At 40.8% G+C, this 23067-nt stretch carries 22 protein-coding genes; 13 read left to right on the top strand and 9 right to left on the bottom strand.

From position 1 onward, the window contains the following. Positions 1-140 precede the first annotated feature (140 nt). Positions 141-1829: an ABC transporter substrate-binding protein gene (locus VIM89_RS00920; RefSeq protein ID WP_488154236.1), complete on the top strand. Its 1689-nt coding sequence runs from the start codon at positions 141-143 to the stop codon at positions 1827-1829. Between the two features lie 93 nt (positions 1830-1922). Here the strand turns inward: VIM89_RS00920 and VIM89_RS00915 are convergent, their stop codons facing one another. From VIM89_RS00915 to VIM89_RS00900, 4 genes are all read right to left on the bottom strand, one after another. Then, positions 1923-2525 (bottom strand): hypothetical protein, encoded by a 603-nt coding sequence (locus VIM89_RS00915; RefSeq protein WP_488154235.1) that lies wholly within the window; start codon positions 2523-2525, stop codon positions 1923-1925. A 325-nt stretch (positions 2526-2850) separates the two neighbouring features. Then, positions 2851-3174, bottom strand: a complete 324-nt coding sequence (locus VIM89_RS00910; protein ID WP_488154234.1) for a hypothetical protein — start codon at positions 3172-3174, stop codon at positions 2851-2853. 83 nt (positions 3175-3257) lie between these two features. Continuing rightward, positions 3258-3920 carry an outer membrane beta-barrel protein gene (locus VIM89_RS00905; protein ID WP_488154233.1) on the bottom strand — a complete coding sequence of 221 codons (663 nt, stop codon included), beginning with the start codon at positions 3918-3920 and terminating at the stop codon, positions 3258-3260. Between the two features lie 231 nt (positions 3921-4151). Next, on the bottom strand, positions 4152-6419 hold the full coding sequence (locus VIM89_RS00900; RefSeq protein WP_488154232.1) for an aconitate hydratase: 2268 nt from the start codon (positions 6417-6419) through the stop codon (positions 4152-4154). Between the two features lie 408 nt (positions 6420-6827). Here VIM89_RS00900 and VIM89_RS00895 point away from each other — a divergent pair, with 408 nt between their 5' ends. The 3 genes from VIM89_RS00895 to VIM89_RS00885 all read left to right on the top strand — a co-directional run bounded on the left by VIM89_RS00895 (position 6828) and on the right by VIM89_RS00885 (position 9973). After that, positions 6828-7430 carry a GIN domain-containing protein gene (locus VIM89_RS00895; protein WP_488154231.1) on the top strand — a complete coding sequence of 201 codons (603 nt, stop codon included), beginning with the start codon at positions 6828-6830 and terminating at the stop codon, positions 7428-7430. A gap of 118 nt (positions 7431-7548) precedes the next feature. Next, on the top strand, positions 7549-8295 hold the full coding sequence (locus tag VIM89_RS00890) for a hypothetical protein (RefSeq protein ID WP_488154230.1): 747 nt from the start codon (positions 7549-7551) through the stop codon (positions 8293-8295). Positions 8296-8314: 19 nt separating this feature from the next. Next, positions 8315-9973, top strand: coding sequence for an IPT/TIG domain-containing protein (locus VIM89_RS00885; protein WP_488154229.1), 1659 nt, complete (start codon positions 8315-8317; stop codon positions 9971-9973). A gap of 99 nt (positions 9974-10072) precedes the next feature. Here VIM89_RS00885 and VIM89_RS00880 read toward each other — a convergent pair whose 3' ends face one another. Both VIM89_RS00880 and VIM89_RS00875 read right to left on the bottom strand, forming a co-directional pair. Continuing rightward, complete coding sequence (locus tag VIM89_RS00880; protein ID WP_488154228.1) at positions 10073-11569, bottom strand: hypothetical protein; 1497 nt, start codon at positions 11567-11569, stop codon at positions 10073-10075. 41 nt (positions 11570-11610) lie between these two features. Next, complete coding sequence (locus VIM89_RS00875; protein WP_488154227.1) at positions 11611-12234, bottom strand: polysaccharide deacetylase family protein; 624 nt, start codon at positions 12232-12234, stop codon at positions 11611-11613. A 133-nt stretch (positions 12235-12367) separates the two neighbouring features. Between VIM89_RS00875 and VIM89_RS00870 the strand changes: the two genes are divergently transcribed. From VIM89_RS00870 to VIM89_RS00850, 5 genes are all read left to right on the top strand, one after another. Further along, entirely contained in the window at positions 12368-13816 is a 1449-nt protein-coding gene (locus VIM89_RS00870; protein ID WP_488154226.1) for a TolC family protein, read from the top strand. Positions 13817-13927: 111 nt separating this feature from the next. Continuing rightward, positions 13928-15277, top strand: a complete 1350-nt coding sequence (locus VIM89_RS00865) for an efflux RND transporter periplasmic adaptor subunit (protein ID WP_488154225.1) — start codon at positions 13928-13930, stop codon at positions 15275-15277. 201 nt (positions 15278-15478) lie between these two features. Beyond that, positions 15479-16477: an NAD(P)H-dependent glycerol-3-phosphate dehydrogenase gene (locus VIM89_RS00860; RefSeq protein WP_488154224.1), complete on the top strand. Its 999-nt coding sequence runs from the start codon at positions 15479-15481 to the stop codon at positions 16475-16477. Positions 16478-16506: 29 nt separating this feature from the next. Further along, on the top strand, positions 16507-16854 hold the full coding sequence (locus tag VIM89_RS00855) for a hypothetical protein (protein ID WP_488154223.1): 348 nt from the start codon (positions 16507-16509) through the stop codon (positions 16852-16854). Positions 16855-16915: 61 nt separating this feature from the next. Then, positions 16916-17269 carry a hypothetical protein gene (locus VIM89_RS00850; RefSeq protein ID WP_488154222.1) on the top strand — a complete coding sequence of 118 codons (354 nt, stop codon included), beginning with the start codon at positions 16916-16918 and terminating at the stop codon, positions 17267-17269. A 143-nt stretch (positions 17270-17412) separates the two neighbouring features. Here the strand turns inward: VIM89_RS00850 and VIM89_RS00845 are convergent, their stop codons facing one another. Continuing rightward, positions 17413-19248, bottom strand: a complete 1836-nt coding sequence (locus tag VIM89_RS00845) for a DEAD/DEAH box helicase (protein ID WP_488154221.1) — start codon at positions 19246-19248, stop codon at positions 17413-17415. A 192-nt stretch (positions 19249-19440) separates the two neighbouring features. Between VIM89_RS00845 and VIM89_RS00840 the strand changes: the two genes are divergently transcribed. The 4 genes from VIM89_RS00840 (at position 19441) to VIM89_RS00825 (ending at position 22031) form a co-directional block, all read left to right on the top strand. Next, positions 19441-19674, top strand: coding sequence for a hypothetical protein (locus tag VIM89_RS00840; RefSeq protein WP_488154220.1), 234 nt, complete (start codon positions 19441-19443; stop codon positions 19672-19674). Continuing rightward, the gene (locus VIM89_RS00835) at positions 19659-19955 is read left to right on the top strand and encodes a type II toxin-antitoxin system RelE/ParE family toxin (RefSeq protein ID WP_488154219.1); all 297 of its coding nucleotides are present in this window, start codon (positions 19659-19661) and stop codon (positions 19953-19955) included. The genes VIM89_RS00840 and VIM89_RS00835 overlap by 16 nt, the downstream gene beginning before the upstream one ends. A gap of 115 nt (positions 19956-20070) precedes the next feature. Continuing rightward, positions 20071-21087 carry an SPFH domain-containing protein gene (locus VIM89_RS00830; protein WP_488154218.1) on the top strand — a complete coding sequence of 339 codons (1017 nt, stop codon included), beginning with the start codon at positions 20071-20073 and terminating at the stop codon, positions 21085-21087. A gap of 2 nt (positions 21088-21089) precedes the next feature. Then, positions 21090-22031, top strand: a complete 942-nt coding sequence (locus tag VIM89_RS00825) for an NAD(+)/NADH kinase (protein WP_488154217.1) — start codon at positions 21090-21092, stop codon at positions 22029-22031. An 8-nt stretch (positions 22032-22039) separates the two neighbouring features. Here the strand turns inward: VIM89_RS00825 and lspA are convergent, their stop codons facing one another. Both lspA and VIM89_RS00815 read right to left on the bottom strand, forming a co-directional pair. Further along, complete coding sequence (gene lspA / locus VIM89_RS00820; protein ID WP_488154216.1) at positions 22040-22570, bottom strand: signal peptidase II; 531 nt, start codon at positions 22568-22570, stop codon at positions 22040-22042. Positions 22571-22598: 28 nt separating this feature from the next. After that, complete coding sequence (locus VIM89_RS00815) at positions 22599-23066, bottom strand: DUF4293 domain-containing protein (RefSeq protein ID WP_488154215.1); 468 nt, start codon at positions 23064-23066, stop codon at positions 22599-22601. Position 23067 lies beyond the last annotated feature (1 nt).

The raw sequence follows: 23067 nt of genomic DNA, 5'->3' as shown, positions 1-23067 counted from the left end.
ATTTAAACGCGTGCTTCAAATTTAAAGTTTTCTTGGTAAGGTGAAAGGGAAAAGGTGAAGGGCGAAAGGTCTTTTCATTCAAAAGCACCCTTTTACCTTTCTCCTTTAAGCTTTCACCTCAAAAAACTATCTTAGTCGTGATGAATAAACTGATCTCAAGCGTAAAGCAGGAAGCGCAAAGCAGAAAGCGACTTTCGAGGTTGAACTTTTACCTTTTACCTTTCACCTTTCTCCTTTTCTTATTTTCTTGCCATAGCAATGATCCGTCTAAAGGAAAAACAGTTTTTAACATCAACCTGGATGAAGGGCTCACCTCACTCGATCCCGCCTTTTGCCGCAACCAGAACACTACCTGGATGGATAACCAGATTTACAACGGGTTGGTTCAGGTGGATGACAGTCTTAATATTCAACCCTGTGTTGCCAAAAGCTGGCAGGTATCAGAAAATGGGCTGACTTACATTTTCCACCTCCGCAATGATGTGTATTTTCATGATGATCCTTTATTTAAAGATGGTAAAGGACGCCAGGCGGTGGCCTCGGACTTTGTGTATAGCTTCGGCAGACTTATCGATCCAAAAGTGGCTTCATCAGGATCTTGGATATTCAGCGATAAGGTTGAGGGCAAACAATCCTTTAGTGCACCAAATGACAGCACATTTATCATCAAACTAAAACAACCTTTTCCGCCATTGCTGAGCCTGCTTACTGCCCAGTACGCTGATGTCGTTCCTCATGAAGTGGTAGATTATTATGGCAAGGATTTCCGGAACCATCCGGTTGGGACAGGCCCTTTTAAGTTTAAATACTGGAAAGAGGGTGAAGTGATGGTTCTCCTGAAAAATGAAAAATATTGGGAAAAGGATAAAGATGGCAGCCCTATGCCCCACCTGAATGCTATTCGCGCTACATTTATAGGGGACAAACAAACGGCCTTTATGGAGTTTGTGACCGGTAAGATCGATTTCCTAAATGATATTGACGGCAGCTACCGCGACGATATTCTTACCAAGTCGGGGCAAATGACACAAAAGTATAAAGGTAAGTTCACCCTTAATTCGGGGCCATATCTTAATACCATGTACCTGGGTATGCTGGTGGATACCACGTTACCGATAGTTAAAGGTAGTCCGTTGAAGATTTTAAAGATACGACAGGCCATTAATTATGCTATTGATAAGCAAAAGATGATCAAATACCTGCGCAACAGCATGGCCACGGCCGGTAGCGCAGGATTTATCCCCGCGGGTATGCCTGGTTTTGATGCACAAAAGGTAAAAGGATATATCTACAATCCGGAAAAATCCCGTGAACTATTGGCAGAGGCGGGTTTCCCTAATGGTAAAAATCTGCCCGATATATTGCTTACCACTACAGTTGGTTACCGCGACCTGATTGAATATGTGCAAGGGCAACTGGACCAGGTAGGCATACACACCCGCGTGGAAATAACCCAGGGAGCAAGCCTGCGCGAACTGGTATCAAAAAATGGGGTTAATTTTTTCTATGGCTCGTGGATAGCTGATTACCCGGATGGCGAAAATTATCTCTCCGTTTTCTACTCCAAAAACAAAATACCATGGGGACCGAATTATACCGGCTTTAACAATAAAAAATTCGATCACCTTTTTGATGAATCGTACCATGAACCGGATAAAGCCAAACGTTATGCCCTGTACCAACAAATGGATAACCTGGTAATGGAGCAATCGCCGGTGGTGATATTATACTATGATAAGCTGGTGAATTTGTATCAGAAAAATATTACGGGGTATAGTAAGAATGCGTTGAATTTGCTGGTGTTGAAGAGGTTGAGGAAGGGACAATAAGTTTGCAGTTACGAGTTGGCAGTTTGCAGGGGTCTTTGCGCACCATGCTTCGAGTGCCTCAGCATGACACCCAATTAATTCAGATAATTATCCTCATTCTCCCGTTGTTGACGCAACTTCTGTAGGAGCAAGTGAGAGGCTTTTAAATCTTTTAGCCATACGGGCTTTCGTTTCCCTGTCCAGAGTTTTGTCTTTAAACATGCTCAGCCATACTCTCCCCTGCTGGCTCGCAAAAAACATCTTCAACTGGTTCTTAAACTTTACGCGCTGATAATACAGATATCCCCATCCGCCATCAGGCAGGGCATCGCAGCTGTAGGAGTTCCAGTCCTCGCCGGTTACTGTATGCCATGGGATTACGATAATATCATTTAATAAGGCAAAAGCAACATCCCCCACTTTTAGATTATGAGCTGCGCAGGGTACGCGTATGTTGGCCTCTGTGCTATCGCTGATCATGTCGATCAGGTAAGGGATAGCTGCTGTGTCTAATGCTAAAACTTCGTGGTAAGCTGGGTTCTCTTTCCGGTACCTGGCATTGATGCGTTCTTCTTTTTGCCATTGGCCGGAGCCAAATTGCCCATAAGGCAAATATCTGATGTGCCGTACATCCCGCTCCACAATTTCCTTAACCTGGCAAAAACTTATGGTACTGCTCAAAACGAGCAAAATGAGTAGCAAAGTCCGGTTAAACATATTAATAAGGTTGACGCATAAATATAGTAAAGAATAATCTGAATTTCACAATTGTTTAAATAAATTTTTCAGCTGGAAATTTCCTAATTACAGGTTAAGGATTAATAAGTTACAAGCACTATCTAAAGAGTATTTTTCGTCAATATTTCTATTGATTTAACTCGCTGCTTATGTGTGTTTTAACACTTAAAACAGGCGAAAATATGGGAGAGAAAAAGATATGTTTTGATTAAAAATCATAACTGATTTTTAATATTCACGCGGGCTGCTTAGAAACAAAAAAGGCCTTCCAAATGGAAGGCCTGAGTCGTATCCGGAGAAAAATCTACTGCTTTTCGTATTTTAATGCATCAGCATTTACTATATCCGATCCGGTTTTTCCACCATCGTCTATTGTATTTCCCGTGATGACAATAGCGTCCGCACCAATTGTTTTAGCATAGTCCAACATCTTGGATTTAACGGCTTCCTGTCCTAAGTTGTCCATCGTTAAATGACCTATTACCTTGTAAGGTTGTTTAACATCATGGGCCGAATAAAACAGGTCAACCGAAGTAGTTGGTGGCAATTTATCGCCAAAATAATGTGGCTGTATCGTACCACAAGCGGTAAACAGTGCTATACTGAAGATAAGCAATAAGTTTTTCATGGCTGAATATTTTTATAAAAGCTATGATTGCTTTATAATCAGAAGGTTTAGTGAATAATAAGTAATAATATTATTACACGTTTTTATCTGCCAAATGCATAAAATATCGACAATGATAATCCGTCATTGATAAACGAAGCATTAAAATTATCGCCCTTTGCATTACCCTGAGTACCGGAATTTGATTTATAATGTGTGTAATACAGGTTGGCCAGAGACGCTGTAAAGCCAAGATGTTTTGACGGATAGTACACCAGATCGAGATTAAGGCCACCAACAAAATTGTCAGTTGTAGTATTCTCATTATAAATAGCCATGGATGGCCCATAAGTTGTTTTATTTACATCGTGATAATAACCAACTCGTGGCCCGGCACGCAGACCTATCTTTTCCTGAAACATAAAGTATTTTCTCAAATAAATGGCTCCACCGAAATCTCGTTCCGACTGCTTTTCTAAATTATTGCCCGGAGGATAGCTATATGTATTTTGACTATAAGATAGCGATGTACCCAAATCCAGTTTATCTCCAATGAAATAACTATAAGAAGGTCCTATATTAAATCTTGTCGACTTATTGCTTGAATTATAATTTGAATTATCATAAGGATTAACAGTTATGCCAGTAGAGTTAAGGTAGGTAAATCCTAAATCGACCCCCAGCGTCTGGCTGCCTTTTTCAGTTTGTGCATAAGAAGCTAATGCTGTTAAAAATAATACTGCGATTAAAAGAAGTGCTTTTTTCATTGTGTTTTTGTGTTTTAGTTGAGCTGTATGAACGGCTTAAGTTCATCCATATTTCGCCGTTTAACATACGTTAAGGATAATTAAGAACACGATTGAGGGATTATCAGGATTTGAAAAATTATGATTAGCCTTTTAATTGTGTCGGGGTCAGATAACAAAAAAGCCTCTCCCATTTAGGAGAGGCTTGTATAAGATCATAAATCTGAAATCGAAATTCCGAATTCCGAAATTTTAATTTGCCATTTGCTTGCGGATGATATTCAGTGCACCACCAGCCTTAAACCATTCTATCTGCTGAGCATTGTAGGTATGGTTTACAGCAAATGAATCAGAAGACCCATCTTTATGGTGCAGCACTACAGTTAACTGCTTGCCCGGAGCAAAGCTGGTTAAGCCCTGGATATCGATGCTGTCATCTTCCTGAACTTTATCATAGTCTGCCGGATCGGCAAAAGTGATGCCCAGCATACCTTGTTTCTTCAGGTTAGTTTCGTGGATACGTGCAAATGATTTTACCAATATAACGCGCACTCCCAGGTGGCGTGGTTCCATTGCAGCATGCTCGCGTGATGAGCCTTCACCATAGTTTTCGTCGCCTACTACTATTGTTCCGATACCATGCGCTTTATAATCGCGCTGAGTAGCAGGTACAGGACCATATTCGCCTGTCAATTCATTTTTAACACTATCAGCCAAACCATTATAATAGTTAATCGCGCCGATCAGCATATTGTTGGAAATATTGTCCAAATGCCCGCGGAATTTCAACCATGGGCCAGCCATAGAAATATGGTCAGTAGTACATTTGCCTTTTGCTTTGATCAGGAGTTTCAAACCGCTAAGGTCTGTGCCTTCCCATGCAGCAAACGGATCGAGCAATTGCAAACGTGATGAGTTAGGATCAACCTTCACTTCTACCTTGCTGCCGTCTTCGGCTGGTGCCTGATAGCCTGCATCTTCTACTGCATAGCTTTTTATCGGCATTTCGATACCTTGCGGCTCGTCCAGTTTTACTTGCTCGCCTTTGTCGTTGGTCAGGGTGTCTGTCAATGGATTGAAGGTCAGATCGCCTGATATTGCAAATGCAGTTACAATTTCTGGTGATGCCACGAAAGCATGGGTATTAGGGTTACCATCGTTACGTTTTGCAAAGTTGCGGTTGAACGAGGTAATAATAGAATTCTTACGGTTAGGATCGTTTGTATGACGAGCCCACTGGCCGATACAAGGGCCACAGGCATTTGCCAATACCACACCACCCATTTCTGCAAAAGTATCCAGGTAGCCATCACGGTCAACTGTATAACGTACCTGTTCAGAACCCGGAGTAATGGTAAATTCAGCTTTGGTTTTCAGGTGTTTATCAACCGCCTGTTGAGCGATAGACGCTGCACGGGTGATATCTTCATAAGATGAGTTAGTGCATGAACCTATCAAACCAACTTCTAAAGCTGCAGGCCAATTGTTTTCTTTAACTGCTGCAGCAAATTTTGAGATCGGCCATGCCAGGTCTGGTGTGAACGGACCGTTTACATGTGGTTCCAGTTCGCTCAGGTTGATCTCGATCACCTGGTCAAAATATTGCTCTGGATTAGCATAAACTTCTGCATCTCCTGTTAAATGTTCTTTTATAGCGTCTGCCAATGCAGCAATTTCTTCACGTTTTGTTCCTCTCAGGTAAATGGCAGCTTTCTCGTCATAACCGAATACTGAAGTAGTAGCACCAATTTCGGCACCCATATTACAGATAGTGCCTTTACCGGTTGCTGATAATGAACGTGCACCTTCGCCAAAGTACTCAACGATAGCGCCTGTACCACCTTTTACAGTAAGGATACCGGCAACTTTCAGGATCACGTCTTTTGCTGAGGTCCAGCCGGATAATTTGCCGGTCAGTTTTACACCGATCAGCTTAGGGAATTTTAGCTCCCATGGAAGACCAGCCATCACGTCGCAAGCATCAGCGCCACCAACACCGATAGCGATCATACCCAAACCACCTGCATTAGGTGTGTGCGAGTCGGTACCGATCATCATACCACCCGGGAAAGCGTAGTTCTCTAACACCACCTGGTGAATGATACCAGCACCTGGTTTCCAGAAACCGATGCCATATTTATCGGATACCGATGCCAGGAAATCATATACTTCCTTGTTGGTATCTTTTGCTGTGGTCAAATCCGCTTCAGCACCTACTTTAGCCTGGATCAGGTGATCACAATGCACGGTAGACGGGACTGCAACTTTTGGACGGCCAGCCTGCATAAATTGCAGCAGCGCCATTTGTGCAGTTGCATCCTGCATCGCCACGCGGTCAGGTGCAAAGTCAACATAATCCACTCCACGGGCAAAAGCCTTGTGTGCGTCGCCTTCGGATAAGTGGGCATATAAAATTTTTTCAGTCAGGGTAAGTGGTTTACCGGTCGCTTTACGGGCAGCAGCCACGCGGGTGCTGTAGCGATCATAAACCTTTTTGATCATATCTAAATCAAAAGCCATGGTATTGATTTTTTAGTAAAATAAACGAATTCGGTGTCAGCTGACCTACTATATTCAGTCGAGCAGCGAATTTATAAAAATTGCAGCTAAATGGTGTCAGTATTTTGTTTAAATGTAATTTGGAGATGTTCTAAATAGGGGGTTAGTTAATCAGTGATCGGTTAATCAGTGACTAGTTAATCAGCTATTAATTTAACACCCGAAAAGCACCTAATCACTGGTCACCGGTTAACCGATTAACTAACCAAGACCGTCCGCTTGCGTACAAAAACTGTACGATAGCGTACATGTGGCAAATACTTAAAATTTTATTTTATTGATGATCAGATAGTTATTTAATGGGCATCCATTTTGGCATACCCCTGTCAAAAAAGAACAACAATTAGTAAAACATTAAATATCAACACAATGAAGAAGTCAATTTTAACCCTCGCAATAGCAATAGTAACTGTACTTGGCATCAGCCAGTCAGCATTTGCCGGTAACAAAGACCGTGAAGCCGTTACCGTTTTAACTGAGATCAGTAACATCAGTAAAATCGAAGTTCATGGCAACGTAGAGCTTTACTTATCAGATGGCACTACCGACCAGGTAAAAGTTTACAACAAGTATTATTCAGAAAATGCTTTGGTGCAAAACAAAAACGGCGTACTTACCATCTCATCTTACAAAGCCGAAAAACTGGTAGTTTGGGTTACAGTAAGCAACCTGTTCAACTTATCTGTTTATGACAATGCACAGGTAAAATCATTTGGTAAACTTTCTGCTCTTGAGCTTAACGTAAGCCTGTACAACAATGCATCAGCACAATTAAGTTTAGATGCTTATGCTGTAAATGTTAAAGTAAATGACCGCGCTAAGGCAGATATTGGAGGTACTACCGCAGAAGCTAACCTGAACAGCGATTATTCAGCTTTCCTGAACATCAGCAATCTGAACAGCGAACACATGGTTAAGAAAGTAGTTGCTGAGCCTTACACCGGCGAAAACAATGCAACAGTAATATTATAATCCTAATTCCGAAGGGTGGTTAATAACTAAACCATATTTTAATATTTATAAAATAAATTTCATTGTAATATAATTCGATCCTAATCATATATTTGCGCCCGAATCTTATTACATAACAATGAAAAGAACTATACTTATCATGGCAAGTATATTTGCCACCCTCGGAGCTTTCGCTCAAACCACAAAAACTGACAGCTCAAATAACTTAAAGCCAACTACCAAAAGTTTAACTACTGAGCTCAATGTTAATCCGTTTAACGGACAGATCAGCCTGAACAATTCACTTAACCAGATCAAATTCCGGTATTTTGTTTCGCCCTCTGTTGCATTGAGGCTCGGGTTTAATGTCACCCGGATTGATTCTTCTAATAACGTAAACAACCCTTACGGCACCAATAGTTATTTTGATAACGATCAAAAAAAATCAACTACAGTTGGAGCTAACTTCGGTGTTGAAAAGCATTTTAAAGGCACAAAAAGATTATCTCCTTATATCGGAGCTGATTTTTCAATAACAGAAAAATCATCCAGCGAGGTTACCAGTAACAATCAATCAACTACAACTGTTACCAATGCATGGTATTACACCTACTATAGCAACGGCACAACCATCACTAATGTGGAACAGCCAGGGTACACACGATATGGTCTGAACTTATTTACAGGTTTTGATTTTTACATAGCCAGGCATTTCTTTTTTGGCTATGAATTTGATTACAATATTTCTAAAACTAACTGGAAAGAAGTTAGCGTTGTCACCACGCCATCAACAGGGATTAATACCGGTAATGCTTCTGTAAAAAACACAAACACAACATTTGGCCCAAGCCTGATAAATGGCATCAGATTGGGATACTCATTTTAATTTAAAAACCTAAACTTAAATGAAAAAGCTCAAAGCTTGCCTTAGCATAGTAATATTGCTTTTGGCGTCAACTCAATTTCAAAGTTGTAAAAAGGATAAAAGTGCAGATCCCCAGGTACAAACAATTTCAGTAACTGCACTTGCTCCGGGTAGTGTTATGCTTAAAGGGAACATTGTCAGCACCGGCAGTTTCAAAGTCCTGGATTATGGATTTGTTTATAGTACAACAACCTCGGAAATTAATGAAACGGTAGGTACAAAAGTATCTTTGGGACAAAATCCTCAGGCAGGGCCATACAGTAAACAAGTGGATGGCATAATCGTAACCAACGCTTACTCGCCTATGATATATGTAAGAGCTTATTTAACTAATGAAAAAGGAACAGCTTTTGGAGCATTAACTTCCGTGTCTTTGCCTGCTCTTTCAACCAGCGGCCTCTCTCCGGCAAGCGGCAGATCGGGGGACCAAATCACTATAAACGGGCAATTTTATTCGACTGCAGCTGCTGATGTTAAAGTGACATTTGGTGGCGCCCAGGCAACAGTGGTATCAGCATCATCAACTCAGATTGTTGTTACGGTACCATCAGGCATTAATGCGTCCGACAATAGCCAGATCCCTGTCCAGATATCAATAGACGGACAAAATGTAAGCTCGCCTTATTTTACTATTCAGGCCAATTTCAAAGATTATTCGCCAAAATCAGGCCCTGTGGGCACGACAATAACATTTACAGGCGATAATCTTCCAAGCTCTTACTATTATAATTCAGCCACCGTATCATTTGGCGGGGTTACGCAAAGTTTAAGCTACAATTCTGCGCAAGCAACGGTGCCCTCCAATATCACAACCAACAATTTTTCGATATCAGTTACTGATAACTCAAAAACATTTAATTTACCGGGAACTTTTAACATCACTGCTCCGGCGATCACTTCTATTTCCCCTTCATCCGGTCTTCCCGGTACTGTATTTACCGTTTCCGGTACAAATTTCCCGGTAGGATATAGCGGCGTTACCGCTACTTTAGGAGGTGTTAATATTTACGCAAACACCTATTACGGCAACCAGATTGAATTTACGGTACCTGCAAGCCTGGCTCCGGGTAGTTATTCATTTGTTTTAACCTCTGGCCCTAACAGCGTTACCGCTTCGCAGAAGTTTACAGTTACAGCTCCATCAATATCAAGCTTTTCTCCTTCATCCGGGCCTGTTGGCAGCCAGGTCACTTTGACGGGAACTTTTTTAGCAGGGCAGTACTACACTGTAAATTTCGGTTCATATAGTACATCAGGCTATGCCTCATCATCAACTACGCTAACCGTAAATGTTCCTTCAGGGATACCGGCCGGGGCGTTAAAAATCTCCTTAGTAGCTGGCGGACAGACCATAACAGCTCCCGGGTCATTTACAATCACAGTTCCTACCATCACCTCTTTTTCTCCTACATCTGGTGTGGCAGGTACCATTGTAACAATTACAGGTACCGGGTTTAATAATGGTTATTATGGCACCAGTGTCAGCTTCGGAACGGTAAATGCCAATATTTTAAGTATTACCACTACTGCAATAACTGTAACGGTTCCATCAAATACAGGTAATGGCGCCATGAAGATCAATGTTAATACCGGCGGACAGACAATATCCAGCCCAAGCAACTTTACTGTAACAAATTAGGCATTCTAATCCACGGTAATTAAAACAAAAAGCGGTCGTCATATATTCTGACGACCGCTTTTTGTTTATGATAGTTTATTTGGCCAGAATATGAGATGCTCAGCGTTTTGTTTCATATAATTTGCCTGCTGTTAATGTTACGGGAATCTTTTTATTTGAAGAATTAAAATGCAGATAAAAATTACGTGAGAAAGTTGCATCTGGATTACTAATTAGAAAAACGTAAGTTGAGTTATTTTTCCAGTAAGAATTTTCCAAATACTTATTGCCTTCCTCTGACTCAGTATCGATATAGAGGCTGCCCGTAACTTTTTTCCCATTCCTTATAAAGGAATAGGTCACATTCGAGTAACAAGTGCTATACGAAAATGAGAACAGCTTCTGTGGCGGTTTACTGATACTATTAATTAGCCAAAAATCGGAATCAGAGGACGTAGCAGCCCCACACATGCCTGAACGGTGACCATTTGTTTCATCTGTTAATAATAAAATAAGCGCAGAGTTATTTTGTAGCTTATAATCAGGTTTTAAGTCTTTATCTTTTTCATCAAACTCGGCATTGTTTATAGTGGTTAGTGTCTGATTTCCTATTTTATATTTTATTTCTAACTCCGGAAATATCCCCGCTTCTCCGTAATCATGATAGTTTTCAAAGGCTTCGGTTTTAATGATGAATTTGCCCGCTTTGTAATTTTTCCGCGCAAATAATTTACGCGTTTCCAAAGAAGGATGATAATAAAATGTATCCTTTGTCAATACGAATAAAGAATCTTTATAGTCAAAAGATCCCGAATGCACACGTAAAAAATCGACACTTTCGACTTCGCCGGCGACATTAGTTTTATAATAAATATCTAAAAAGTTAAGCGTATGCGTCAACGTGTCGTATTTTAAAAACGGCTTGGGATATTTGCGGGATTGCTTAACATCCGAAATGAAACCCAATGATTGGGAGCTATCTTTTCTTACAGTGTCTTCGGTGCTTTGAGGCTCGCCCAATTGATTGTCGTCATCGTCATCACTGGTCGGAGGGAATGCCACCTCAGATAACGAATCTTTGTTCATACTGAGAACCAATGCCACATTGGTGATTTTTTGTATATGTTTAAACTCTGCTTCGTTTGGGAACGCGGTTATCTTAAGGAAGTCAGTTACCGGGTCGTGCTCATAATTCGGTAAAGCCTCTCTTTCTGAAAGTAAAAAAAGATAAGCAGGGTCTTTACCGGGCAACCTATAAATTTTCGTCAGCGGGTAGTTCGAAAAATCAGATTTGTAATTCAGATCTTGCTTAAATACTTTTTGATGATAGATATATTCTATTGTTGTGGTGTAAAAATTATGGTCTCCGATCAACTGAGTAGCCTTCAATAATCCATCAGGACTATACATAACTTTCCCGGCTACCCATTTACCCCGCAGACTCCCACTGCTATCCAGTAAAATGGGATGAATTTTATTAGCGGTTATTAGTGATTCTGAAATGCTAATGGAATCTTTTATGGCATTAGGCTTGAAGAAAGTAGCTTGACCGAAAGCTTTACTATTTAAGATAATTAAAAGAAAGACAAGGCTTAATAATTTAGGTTTAGCTGGCATTTTATCAGTTATATAATTCGTGTCGGTGATTTTATGAAAACCTAAGGTTCTATTGCATCAAAACTGTACCCCTTCTTACTCCACTCTTCCATCGCCCTCGGCAGCACATATTCCAATCGGTCATAAGCTTTCAGGCTGTCGTGAAATACAATGATTGATCCATTCCTGGTATACCGCAATACATGCTCAAGGCAGGTTTCGGGTTTTAGCTCGGTATCAAAGTCGCCGCTTAGCACATCCCACATAATGATCTTGGTGCCGGATTTTGTTTTTTTGATCAGTTTTGCCTGCGACTTTCTGATGCGGCCATATGGCGGACGGAACAGATCGGCATGAAGCAGTTCATCTGCTTTCAGAAAATTTTCGATGTAGGTTTTGTTATCCGTTTTCCAGCCTTTAAGGTGATTAAAGGTGTGATTTCCGATACTGTGACCTGCATTTTTTACCTGTTCAAACACATCCGGATGTTTCCTTACATTGTCGCCGATGCAGAAAAATGTAGCCTTTGCATTATATTGCTTTAAAATATTTAAAACATATGGTGTAACAATCGGTATAGGGCCGTCGTCAAAAGTGACAAAAATGCTACGGCGCTTGCGGCTCTTATTCCATATCATATTGGAATAGAATTGTTTAAGCAGCCAGGGCGTTTTAACCAGATACATTAGCTGAGACGTGAGATTCTAGATTTGAGATTTGAGACAGGTAACCTATAAATAAAATATAATGATAATCTTTAATAATTCTCAAATCTAACATCTCAAATCTCATATCTAAAAAATATTCGGATATAACCTTATGACGAAATTAATATTCAGATTAAAAAAAGGACTCATATTAACTTTTACCCTTGGCCTTTCTGCTTTTAGCTTTACAACTGCTAATGCACAGCAAGTGATCAGTCTGCAAAAAGCGATTGATTTGGCGTTGGCCAATAACCTGTCGGTAAAACAATCGCAGATCACAACAGCTATTGCTACTGAGGATTACAAGCAATCAAAATATAACCAGTTGCCATCTTTGTCGGTTAATCCGCAGGGATCATACAATTTTGGCCGCAGCCCAAACCTTACCACTTATTCGTATACCAGCCAGTCATTCCTTTATATTAACGGGCAGGCTTCTTTATCGCTTACGCTTTTCCAGGGTGGACAATTGCGCAATCAAATCCTGCAAAATAAAATTGCCCTTGATGTAGATAAGACCAGCACAGCAAAGGTCAAAAATGATTTACTGTTAAACGTGGTGACAGATTATCTGACCATATTAAGCGACCAGGATTTGGTGATAGCCGCCAAACAACAAATAGACCTGGCAAAGATCACTTTGGACAGAGCTCAGAAAAACTTCGACCAAGGCAATGCCACCCGTGCTGATTTGGCCCAGGCGCAAGCACAATTATCGACCGCTGAATTGAATTTGACTACTGCACAAAACCAGGTAGATATAGCCATCATCGTGCTGAAACAATACATGGAGATGGATCCAACTACTGAAATCACCGTTGAAAAACCGGATATCAGTAAACTAACCGATGTAAAAACTATTTACGATGCTGCTGAGGTAATTAAAACGTCTATAAGTGTTAACCCGGATGTTCGACTGGCAGAACTACAACAAGAAGGCTATGCGCAGGCTATTAAAGTAGCTAAAGGTGCCTATTATCCAACTGTATCATTATTTGGCGGAGTGGGTTCTAATTATTCCAGTATCTCACAAAACGTTACCGGAGTAGCTACTGTAGATCAACAAATCGGAACTGTGCAGGGAACAAACACACCTGTAGTTGGTCAGTTTACATCACCTATTTATGCTTCTAAGTATCCTTTCTTCGATCAGTTTAGCAATAACTTTAACCAGTCTATAGGAGTAAGTGTACAGATACCCATATTCAATCATTTTAGTGCTCGTACAGGTGTCCGTAAAGCAAAGTTGAATTATGAATACGCACAGGTAACTACTCAGCTTGCGAAAAACACATTGAGCAAAACTATTATACAAGCCCTTGCAGATTTGCAGGCCGCAGTAAAGAATTACCAATCGGCACGACGCACTTATGAGTCGACCAAGGAAGCTTTGAATGTAACCAAACAGCGTTACGATGCAGGTTTTGTAAACACATTGGATTATAATACGGCAGTTACCAATTATAATAAGGCGCAGAATGATATGATCAATGCGCAGTATTCGATGATATTCAGAAGCAAAGTGATCGATTATTATCTGGGTAATAAGATTGAGTTATAGTTATCAGTGATCGGTTAACCAGTTATCAGTAATTAGCATCCAAACTTTAGAGTTTAGGATTTAGATATTAGAATTTAACTTGATAGACATTAGTATTTAGAATTTATAAAAATGGGAAAAACTACTAAATATGTTTTAATAGGCCTTGGGTCCTTGGTTGTCATTTATATTGTTGGCAAAGCGGCCGGCGTTTGGGGCAAACCACCAAAAACACAGGTTGCTACCGAAAAAGCGGACACACGTTTTATTAACGAGTCGGTATCTGCCAGCGGTAAAATAAAGGCCCACGTCGAAGTTAAGATCAGTCCGGAAGTATCGGGCGAAGTGGTTGAGTTGCCGGTAAAGGAAGGCGACGTGGTGAAAAAAGGCCAGTTGATCTGCCGGATTCGTCCTGATATTTTGCAATCTGATTATGACCGTTCGGTAGCTGCCTACAATTCGCAAAAAGCCAGTGTAGGCAACACTACCCAGATGCTGAAACAGGCACAAGCTACCTACGAAAACCAGGCGGCTATTTACAAACGTGATAAGGTGTTGTATGATAATAAAGTGCTGACTGCTGCCGAATTTGATGCAGCAAAAGCCAGCTATGAAGGTGCTAAAGCACAATTGGAAGCTGCTAAGCAGAATTTAGCAGGATCAAATTACGGACTGGCTCAATCAGCCGCATCGGTTAAAGAATCACAAGCTAATTTGAATAAGACCACTATTTATTCTCCGGTGGATGGTGTGATATCAAAATTGTCAATCCAAAAAGGCGAGCGTGTTTTAGGTACCCAGCAGTTTGCAGGTACTGAGATCATGACTATATCCGATCTGAACCAGTTGGACGTAAATGTTGATGTGAACGAGAACGATATTAACCGTATTAAGCTTGGCGATTCATCAAAAATACAGGTAGATGCTTTCCAGGATAAATTATTCAGCGGTAAAGTAACCGAAATAGGCAGTGCAGCCAATGTGGTAGGTACTACTGCCGACCAGGTAACCAACTTTACAGTGAAAGTAAGGATTGATCCAAAATCGTACGTTGCTTTACTGAATAAAACAGCAGCTAATCCATCGCCTTTCCGTCCGGGATTAACAGCAACGGTTGAAATTTTAACTAATCACGCCAAAACGCTGTCAGTGCCAATCCAATCGGTAACTACGCGCCAGGATACCAAAACGGCTATTACTTCAACTAATGACAATAATAAGCCTGACGACAACAGCGATAACAAAGCGAAGATCACTACCGCTGCAAAAGAATATGTGTTTGTATATAGCGCCGGTAAAGTAAAGCAGGTAACGGTAACTACAGGCATACAGGATGATTCTTATATCCAGATATTGTCAGGATTGAAAGCAGGCGATGAAGTAGTATCAGCGCCATACACCGCCATTTCCAAAACATTGAACGATAAGATGGAAGTTGAAAAAGTAGATAAATCCAAGCTGTTCAGCGGGGAAGGAAAATAATATGCAGATGTGCAGATGTGCAGATGAAATTAACTTTTATTGATTAGATTATTTTGATTGTTAAATACGGGAGGGTCTATGTAATTAACATAGGCCTTTTTTATTTGTTATCCTTTTGCACATCGCATAGTTGACATCTAAAAATCAAATTCGCACATTTGCACATCTGCATATCTGCACATTAATACCACACCAAACTCAATGCATAACAAAATATTAATCGTCGGCGGGGGGAGCTGGGCAACAGCTAATATTAAAATGTTAACGGATAATCCCGTGGAGAAAGAGATTTTTTGGTGGATGCGTAACGAGAAAGCAGCCGAAGATATTCGTCAGTTCAGGCATAATCCCAACTACTTAAGTTCCGTCGAAATCAAAGTTCCTGCTCAGAATATCTCTACCGATCTGAAGTCATTAATTGAAAAGGCAGATATTATTCTGCTCAATGTTCCAGCTGCATTTTTGAAAGAAGCATTGGAAGGCATCACTCCGGAAGATTTTGCAGGCAAGAAAGTAGTATCAGCAATAAAAGGCATTGTACCGGATGAGAACCAGATTATTGGGGAGTTTCTTAATCAACGGTATAATATTTCCTTCGATAATTTTATGGTGATCAGCGGGCCTTGCCATGCTGAGGAAGTGGCGCTTGAGAAATTATCCTATCTTACTATTGCGTCAGGCGATAACGAGCTTGCTGCATGCTTTGCAGGAATGCTCAGTACACGTTACATCAGTACCATTGTATCCGATGATATTTATGGAACCGAATATGCCGCGGTATTAAAAAATGTGTATGCCATTGCTAGCGGCATTTGTCATGGCGTGGGATATGGCGATAACTTTCAATCGGTTTTAATATCCAATGCCATCCGCGAACTGGAACGGTTTGTAAAGGCTGTTCACCCCATTGACCGCGATATAAAAGAATCAGCCTATTTAGGTGATTTATTGGTGACTGCCTACTCGCAATTCAGCCGCAACCGCACATTTGGTAATATGATAGGCAAAGGTTATACCGTAAAGTCCGCCCAGCTTGAAATGAATATGATTGCCGAAGGATATTATGCTGTGAATTGTTTACACCAGGTAAACAAACAATACAAAGTTTTTATGCCTATTTGCAGTGCTGTTTACAGTATTTTGTACGAGAAACGGAACCCGGCTCTAGAGATGAAACATTTAGCCGCCCAACTTAGTTAATTACTTAATTAATTTATATTACAAACCCCATGAAAAAGGTAATAGGAGCCGCACTGTTTGCTGCGGCATTATTTGTAGCCGGCGAGGCACAAGCACAAAGTAAAGATACTACAAAGCGTAAAGACACTACCAGCTTTAAGACCAAGGTACACAGAACAACCAGACAGGTTGGAGACGCAGCCACAAAAGTTGGCAATAAAACTTCGGAATTAGCGGTAAAAGGTGCTTCAACAATCGTCGATAAGCAATATAAAGGCAAATGCGGGCCAAATGGCGAAACCGTTTATATCAACAGTCACTCTCAATACTATTATGTTGATAAAAAAGGTCATAAAGTTTATCTGAAAGAGTCCGAATTGAAGGATAAAAAAATGTAATTTTATATTACAAAAACCGAAGCATCCCGGACCCTAACGGGGTGCTTTCTATTTTAATGCTATGAGAATATCTGCTTCTATATTATCCCGCCAAAGCATAGGGCTAAGTCTTGTGTGGGCTCTGCTTTTATTAGCTGCTTGTTCAAACCCTAACTCCGGTGGCGGCTCAGGTGATGGCAGGCTGCAGGGCGACTGGAAGCTAAAAGACGGCGATACCAAACTAAAGATCACCAAGAAGAAGTTTGCGATGGATAGCGATCTGCAGTATGCAGAGGACTATTTTGTAAAGGGCGATACGATATATTCGTCTTTCCAGGGCAATCAACCTTACAGCAAGTTTGTGATACAAAAGCTGGATGAGCACAATCTTAAACTTCTCTCCCCCGACTCCACTGTGATGGAGTTTACCAAATAAAGCACAAAAGCCCCTCATCCCGAAGGTGAGAGGCCTTGCAAACTAAACTAAACCTAAAACTTATTTTTTGAGTGACCAGTTAACCTGTTAATCAGTTACCAGGAATCTGCCTGATAACTAGTCACCGGTAACTGGTTAACTAGTTAGTATCTTCTCCGACGATCACCGCCATTATTACCTGAACGGTCTTCGCGGCGTTTGCCTGAGAAATCGCGGAAACCACCACCATTTGGTGCTCCTGCTCTTTCCTTATTACCGCCCTCGTGGCTGTAGCCATTTCTGCGGAAACCACCTTCTCTCCTGTCGCCGCCTTCACGTCTTTTATAGTTAGACGCACCATTTCTGTTTTCGTTACGCGAATCACCAGAAATTTCTATTCTTACATCGCGGCCGTGGAAATCAACGCTTTTAAAGCCGTTCATTACCTTATCTACGTCGTCGTTCGGAACTTCAAAGAAGGAATAAACGCCTTTAACATCAATCTTACCTACGGTTTTACCGCTGATCTTAGTACTGTTACAGATATAACCTAACAATTCTCCGCGACCAAAGCCGTCAACAGAACCTAAGTTGATAAACAGGCGGGTGAAGTCTGAACGCATACCTGTGCGGTTAAAGCGGTCACCACCTTCAACACGACGATTTTCGTCAACCTGGGCATTCAGATCAGGCGCGTTTTTATAATAATCAAGGAAGCGATTAAACTCCAGCGATGCAAAACGCTTGATGATATCTTCCTTGCTCATGTCCTTAAACTCGTCCATGATGCGCGGAACGTATTGCTCTATCTGTTGCTCATTAACCTCTACATTATGTACTTTGTGAACTAAAGCAAACAGTTGCTTTTCAACTACGTCAAAACCAGTAGGAATTTCAGCTTTGATAAAGCGTTTGCCAATTACTTTTTCTATCTGGCGTATCTTGCCAAATTCTTTTGCATTGATGATAGAGATAGAAACCCCGGTTTTACCGGCACGTGCAGTACGACCGCTGCGGTGGGTATAGTTTTCGATCTCATCAGGCAAAGAATAGTTGATAACGTGAGTAACATCGTTTACGTCGATACCGCGTGCAGCCACATCCGTTGCGATCAGTAATTGCAGGCTGCGCTCACGGTAACGTTTCATTACCTTATCGCGTTGCTGTTGAGATAGGTCGCCATGCAATGAATCAGCATTGTAACCGTCTTTGATTAAAGATTCAGCAATTTCCTGCGTTTCGATCTTGGTACGGCAAAATACAATACCGAAGATTTCCGGATTAAAATCGACGATACGTTTAAAGGCAGCATATTTATCACGGGCACGTACTACATAATATTCGTGCTCGATATTTTCGTTACCGGTATTTTTTGCGCCCATGGTAAGCTCATAAGGATCGGTCATGTATTTTTTGGCGATCCTTCTTACTTCTGAAGGCATGGTGGCTGAAAACAGCCATGTTTTTTTATCATCGGGTGTGGTAGACAAAATACTGTCAATATCCTCTTGAAAGCCCATGTTGAGCATTTCGTCAGCCTCATCCAATACTACGTAGTTTACACCGCTGAAATCAATAGCCTTACGGTTAATGATGTCCAGCATACGGCCCGGCGTAGCTACGACGATCTGCACACCGCGACGGATCTGGTGTAATTGATCAGAAATGCTTGCGCCGCCATAAACAGCCACAACGTGTACGTTGCGCATGTTTTTTGCATAATTTTTCAGATCATTAGTGATCTGCAAACAAAGTTCGCGAGTTGGGCATAGTACAAGCGCCTGCGGATGATTTGCTTCGAAATCGATAAGTTCCAGTAATGGAAGTCCAAAAGCAGCAGTTTTGCCGGTCCCGGTTTGGGCCAATCCGACAAAATCGTTGCTGCCTGTAAGCAATACCGGGATCGACTGTTCCTGGATTGGAGTAGGATTCTCAAATCCTAACTCAGAGATGGCATTAACAATATCATGACGGATTCCCAGTTCAATAAATGGGTTCATGAATTAAAATAACGTATCTGGCAACATCGCCAAATCGGGCGCAAAGGTAGGTATTATTTTTTGCAATTCAAATAGCTGGTTGGGAAATGGGAAAGATGACAATTGGATAGTAATTCATCCATCAACTAAGACCCAGGGCAAGGCTTTTTTTAGTGGAGGATAAACCTTATTTTTGATATAGAATTAGACGTTATGGATATTCAAGCTGAGAAATTAGAATTGATCAGGTGGTTGGCCGACATTAATGAACCGTCAATCATCAAACGCTTTATTGCTTTAAAAAAGAAGCAACAAAGCGATTGGTGGGATCACATCAGTATGGATGAGAAAACAGAAATAGAAGAAGGGTTAGCTCAAGCAGATAGCGGCGAAGTCATACCACACGAAGAAGTAATGGCTAAATATCAAAAATGGCGTTCCAAATAGTCTGGACCAAGAGAGCCGTAACTGGTTATGAGCGGATAATTAATTACCTGGCCGAAAATTGGACAGAACGGGAAATCATCAATTTTATAACAGAAACGGATAGTTTCTTCGAGATTTTAAAAGAGCATCCGGAAATCCTGGAAAAAACGTCAAAACATAAAAATGTTTATCGTGGCCCTATAAACAGGCTAACAATACTAACTTATCGCATTAAACCCCAATTAAAGCAAATACAATTAATCAATATCAGAGGTGCGAGGCAAAAACCGTTATCTTCTTAACCATTTATTTATAATTTCGAAATTAATAAATAACTTTCCGAAAGACCTGCAAATAACTATTTTTGAAATAATCAACCAGTAACCCAAGCGAATAACCTAAACTCCAATCCATATCATGTTCGGACTAAAACACATTAAATTCGACTCTACCACGTATGTTCTGCACTTTAAAAACGGGAATATAAAAAGAGAGGGACGAGGGCTTTCTTTTTTCTATTTCGCCCCTAACAGTTCTATTGTTGCGATACCCATGAGCAGTAATGATTTACCGTTCATTTTCACTGAATCCACTAATGACTATCAAGCTGTAAGTATCCAGGGCCAGATTAGCTATAAAATCAGCAAGCCTAAAGAGTTGGCAGATGTTCTTGATTTTACCGTAAACGATTATGGACAGTATAAGAAGAATGATATCGAAAAATTAAATCAGCGCATTATAAACGAGGCGCAAACAGCCACGTCATCATATGTCCATAGCATCAAACTTAAAGATGCTATACGCTCAGCAAAGGCTATTGAAGGAAAAATAGTTGAAGGACTTGCTTCGTCGTCAGTTGTGGGTATGTTAGGGATCGAGATTTTAGGCGCAAATATTTTAGCGGTATCAGCTACACCAGAAATGGCGAGGGCGCTGGAAACAGATACAAGAGAAAAGCTGCAACAAGAAGCCGATCAGGCTATTTATGAGCGCAGAAATTTCGCTGTTGAACAGGAGCGGAAGATCAAGGAGTCAGAACTAAATACTGAAATTGCTGTTGAAGAAAAGCAAAAACAGATTGCCGAGAAAAGAATGGAGTCTGATGTGCAAAAAGCTGATAACGACAGAAAGCTCAGAGAAATGAAACTTGAAGCAGATATCGCAGTCGAAAATCAAAGGAAATTGTTCATAGAAAAAAAGACCGCTAACGATAAGAAAGAAGCGGAAACGCAAGGCTTCGTAACAGAAACTACATTGAAACCTTATAAGGACATTGACTGGAAGATCCTCACGGCTCTGAATAATAACCCTGACCCCAAATTCAATATTGCATTGGCATTCAGACAACTTGCAGAGAATGCAGATAAGATCGGCAATTTGAATATCAGCCCTGAGTTATTAGAATCGCTTTTAAATGATAAGCAGGAAAAATAAAGATGGATGTAGAATATGCAATCATCGTAAAAAATAAAACCAGGCTTGAATCTTTAATTGAACGTTTCAATACCAAAGCACAGGCTAAATTTTATATCGAAAGGCTTAACGGCAATTTTGAAGATTACGAATTAGAGCATGAGACATTTTATTTATCGTTAAACAGTCTTCAAACCCAGCTTTCGAAAGTAATAAAGTATAAAATAATTGAAAGAAGTTTTATTCCGTCTTTCATTTTTTCAGAAAAGCAACTTATCATCGTCATCGGGCAAGACGGGCTGGTAGCCAACACAGCAAAATATTCAAAAGGTATTCCAATTGTAGCTGTAAACCCCGACAAACAGCGCTATGATGGCGTTTTGCTACCTTTTGATACTTCGAATTTTGTAACCGGTGTGGAAGGGGTGATCAGCAGGCAATTCCAGGCCAAAACAATGCGGTTTGCCGAGGCCCGGTTAAATGATAATCAACGGCTATTAGCTTTTAATGATTTGTTTATTGGCGCATCCTCTCATGTCTCAGCACGTTATAAGATCAGTTTTGGAGCAAAGACCGAAGAGCAATCATCCAGCGGACTGATCGTCTCAACATTGGCAGGTTCAACAGGCTGGTTAAGCTCGGTTTTTAATATGGCTTATGGCATTACCAGCCTGTTTGAGAAAAATCTTAAACCCAAACAACCCAGGATAAAAGATAACGAACTGCTTTTTGCGGTAAGAGAACCTTTTCAGAGTATCAGGACGCAAACAGGAATAACCAGGGGTATGATAACATCTAAACAAGCATTGAAGATAGAATCGCTTATGCCATCGAATGGGATCATATTCAGCGATGGTATAGAAGCTGATTTTTTAAGGTTCAATAGCGGTGCAATTGTAACGATTGGCATTGCAAATGAAACAGCTAATTTAGTTATCAATCAAGCTACAATACGCGTAAAGTAAAAGGGGATTTATTCAATAGTATTTGTATCCTGTTCCGTATTAAGAGTAAGATTGGGTTTCTTCTCCCTCAAAGAAAACAACAAGCCGATTACCCCGGCAGTAACGCACATATCAGCCACATTAAAAATACCTGTACGGAAATTGCTGATACCAACATTCATAAAGTCAGTTACGTGGCGATCGAACATCAGGCGATCGATGATATTGCCTAAGCCGCCCGCGATGATGAGGGCGAACGAAAATAGTTTAAGTGGATTATACGTATTGATTTTAGTTAGCACATATCCGGCAAGTACCAACAAACAAACCAACGGTATAACGCTCAGCAACCAAAAGCTAACCGGTTTTGAAAGCTGGTCGCCTAGGCTCAATGCAGCACCGGTGTTCTCTACATACTCCAGGCGAACAGTATTGTGCAAATAAGAAATCGGCTCATGGAACATCAGGTGCTCTTTTGCCAGGTTTTTGGTGATCCTGTCGCAGCCAATAAACAGCACAGAGGTAAGACAAAACAATACTACCTTAATCCAATTCTTCATCCTATAAATTCTTTAATCGTGTCGCGTCTTATCTTAACCTGTCTGCCGATTTTACTAATTTTTCATCGCGCTGTATGGCCTTTGCTGCCAGTAATGCGAAAATGATACTTATTGAACTTAATAACGCCCCAATTCCGAAATTATTGGTAGTGAGACTAACGCCACCTGTATAAGATTTAACAGTTTCGGCCATCCAGAAACTATAACCGAATATCACAACAATATAACCATAGCACCACATCATTTGTTGCTTACGGTTTTTGTATAAAAATATCAGGACAAGCGGCAAAATGGCGACCACTGCCGTCGCTGCAATCAGGGCTATAAAACTTTCAGTATGCGCTTGTGCTCCGTTTGCGTCCTGATAAATGCCGGTCACTTTAATAGTAGAAGGCACCCCACCCACATATACATTATGAACAAGCGGGAACAGGAAAAGCGCAAAAATGACCAGGCTGGCCAGTAATAAGTAAACGCTTTGTATACGTTGGATCATT

The sequence above is a fragment of the Mucilaginibacter sp. genome (genome assembly GCF_036568825.1).
GTDB lineage: Bacteria > Bacteroidota > Bacteroidia > Sphingobacteriales > Sphingobacteriaceae > Mucilaginibacter.
Note: the sequence above shows the minus strand (reverse complement) of the source record. Positions and strands in the feature narration are given on the sequence as shown.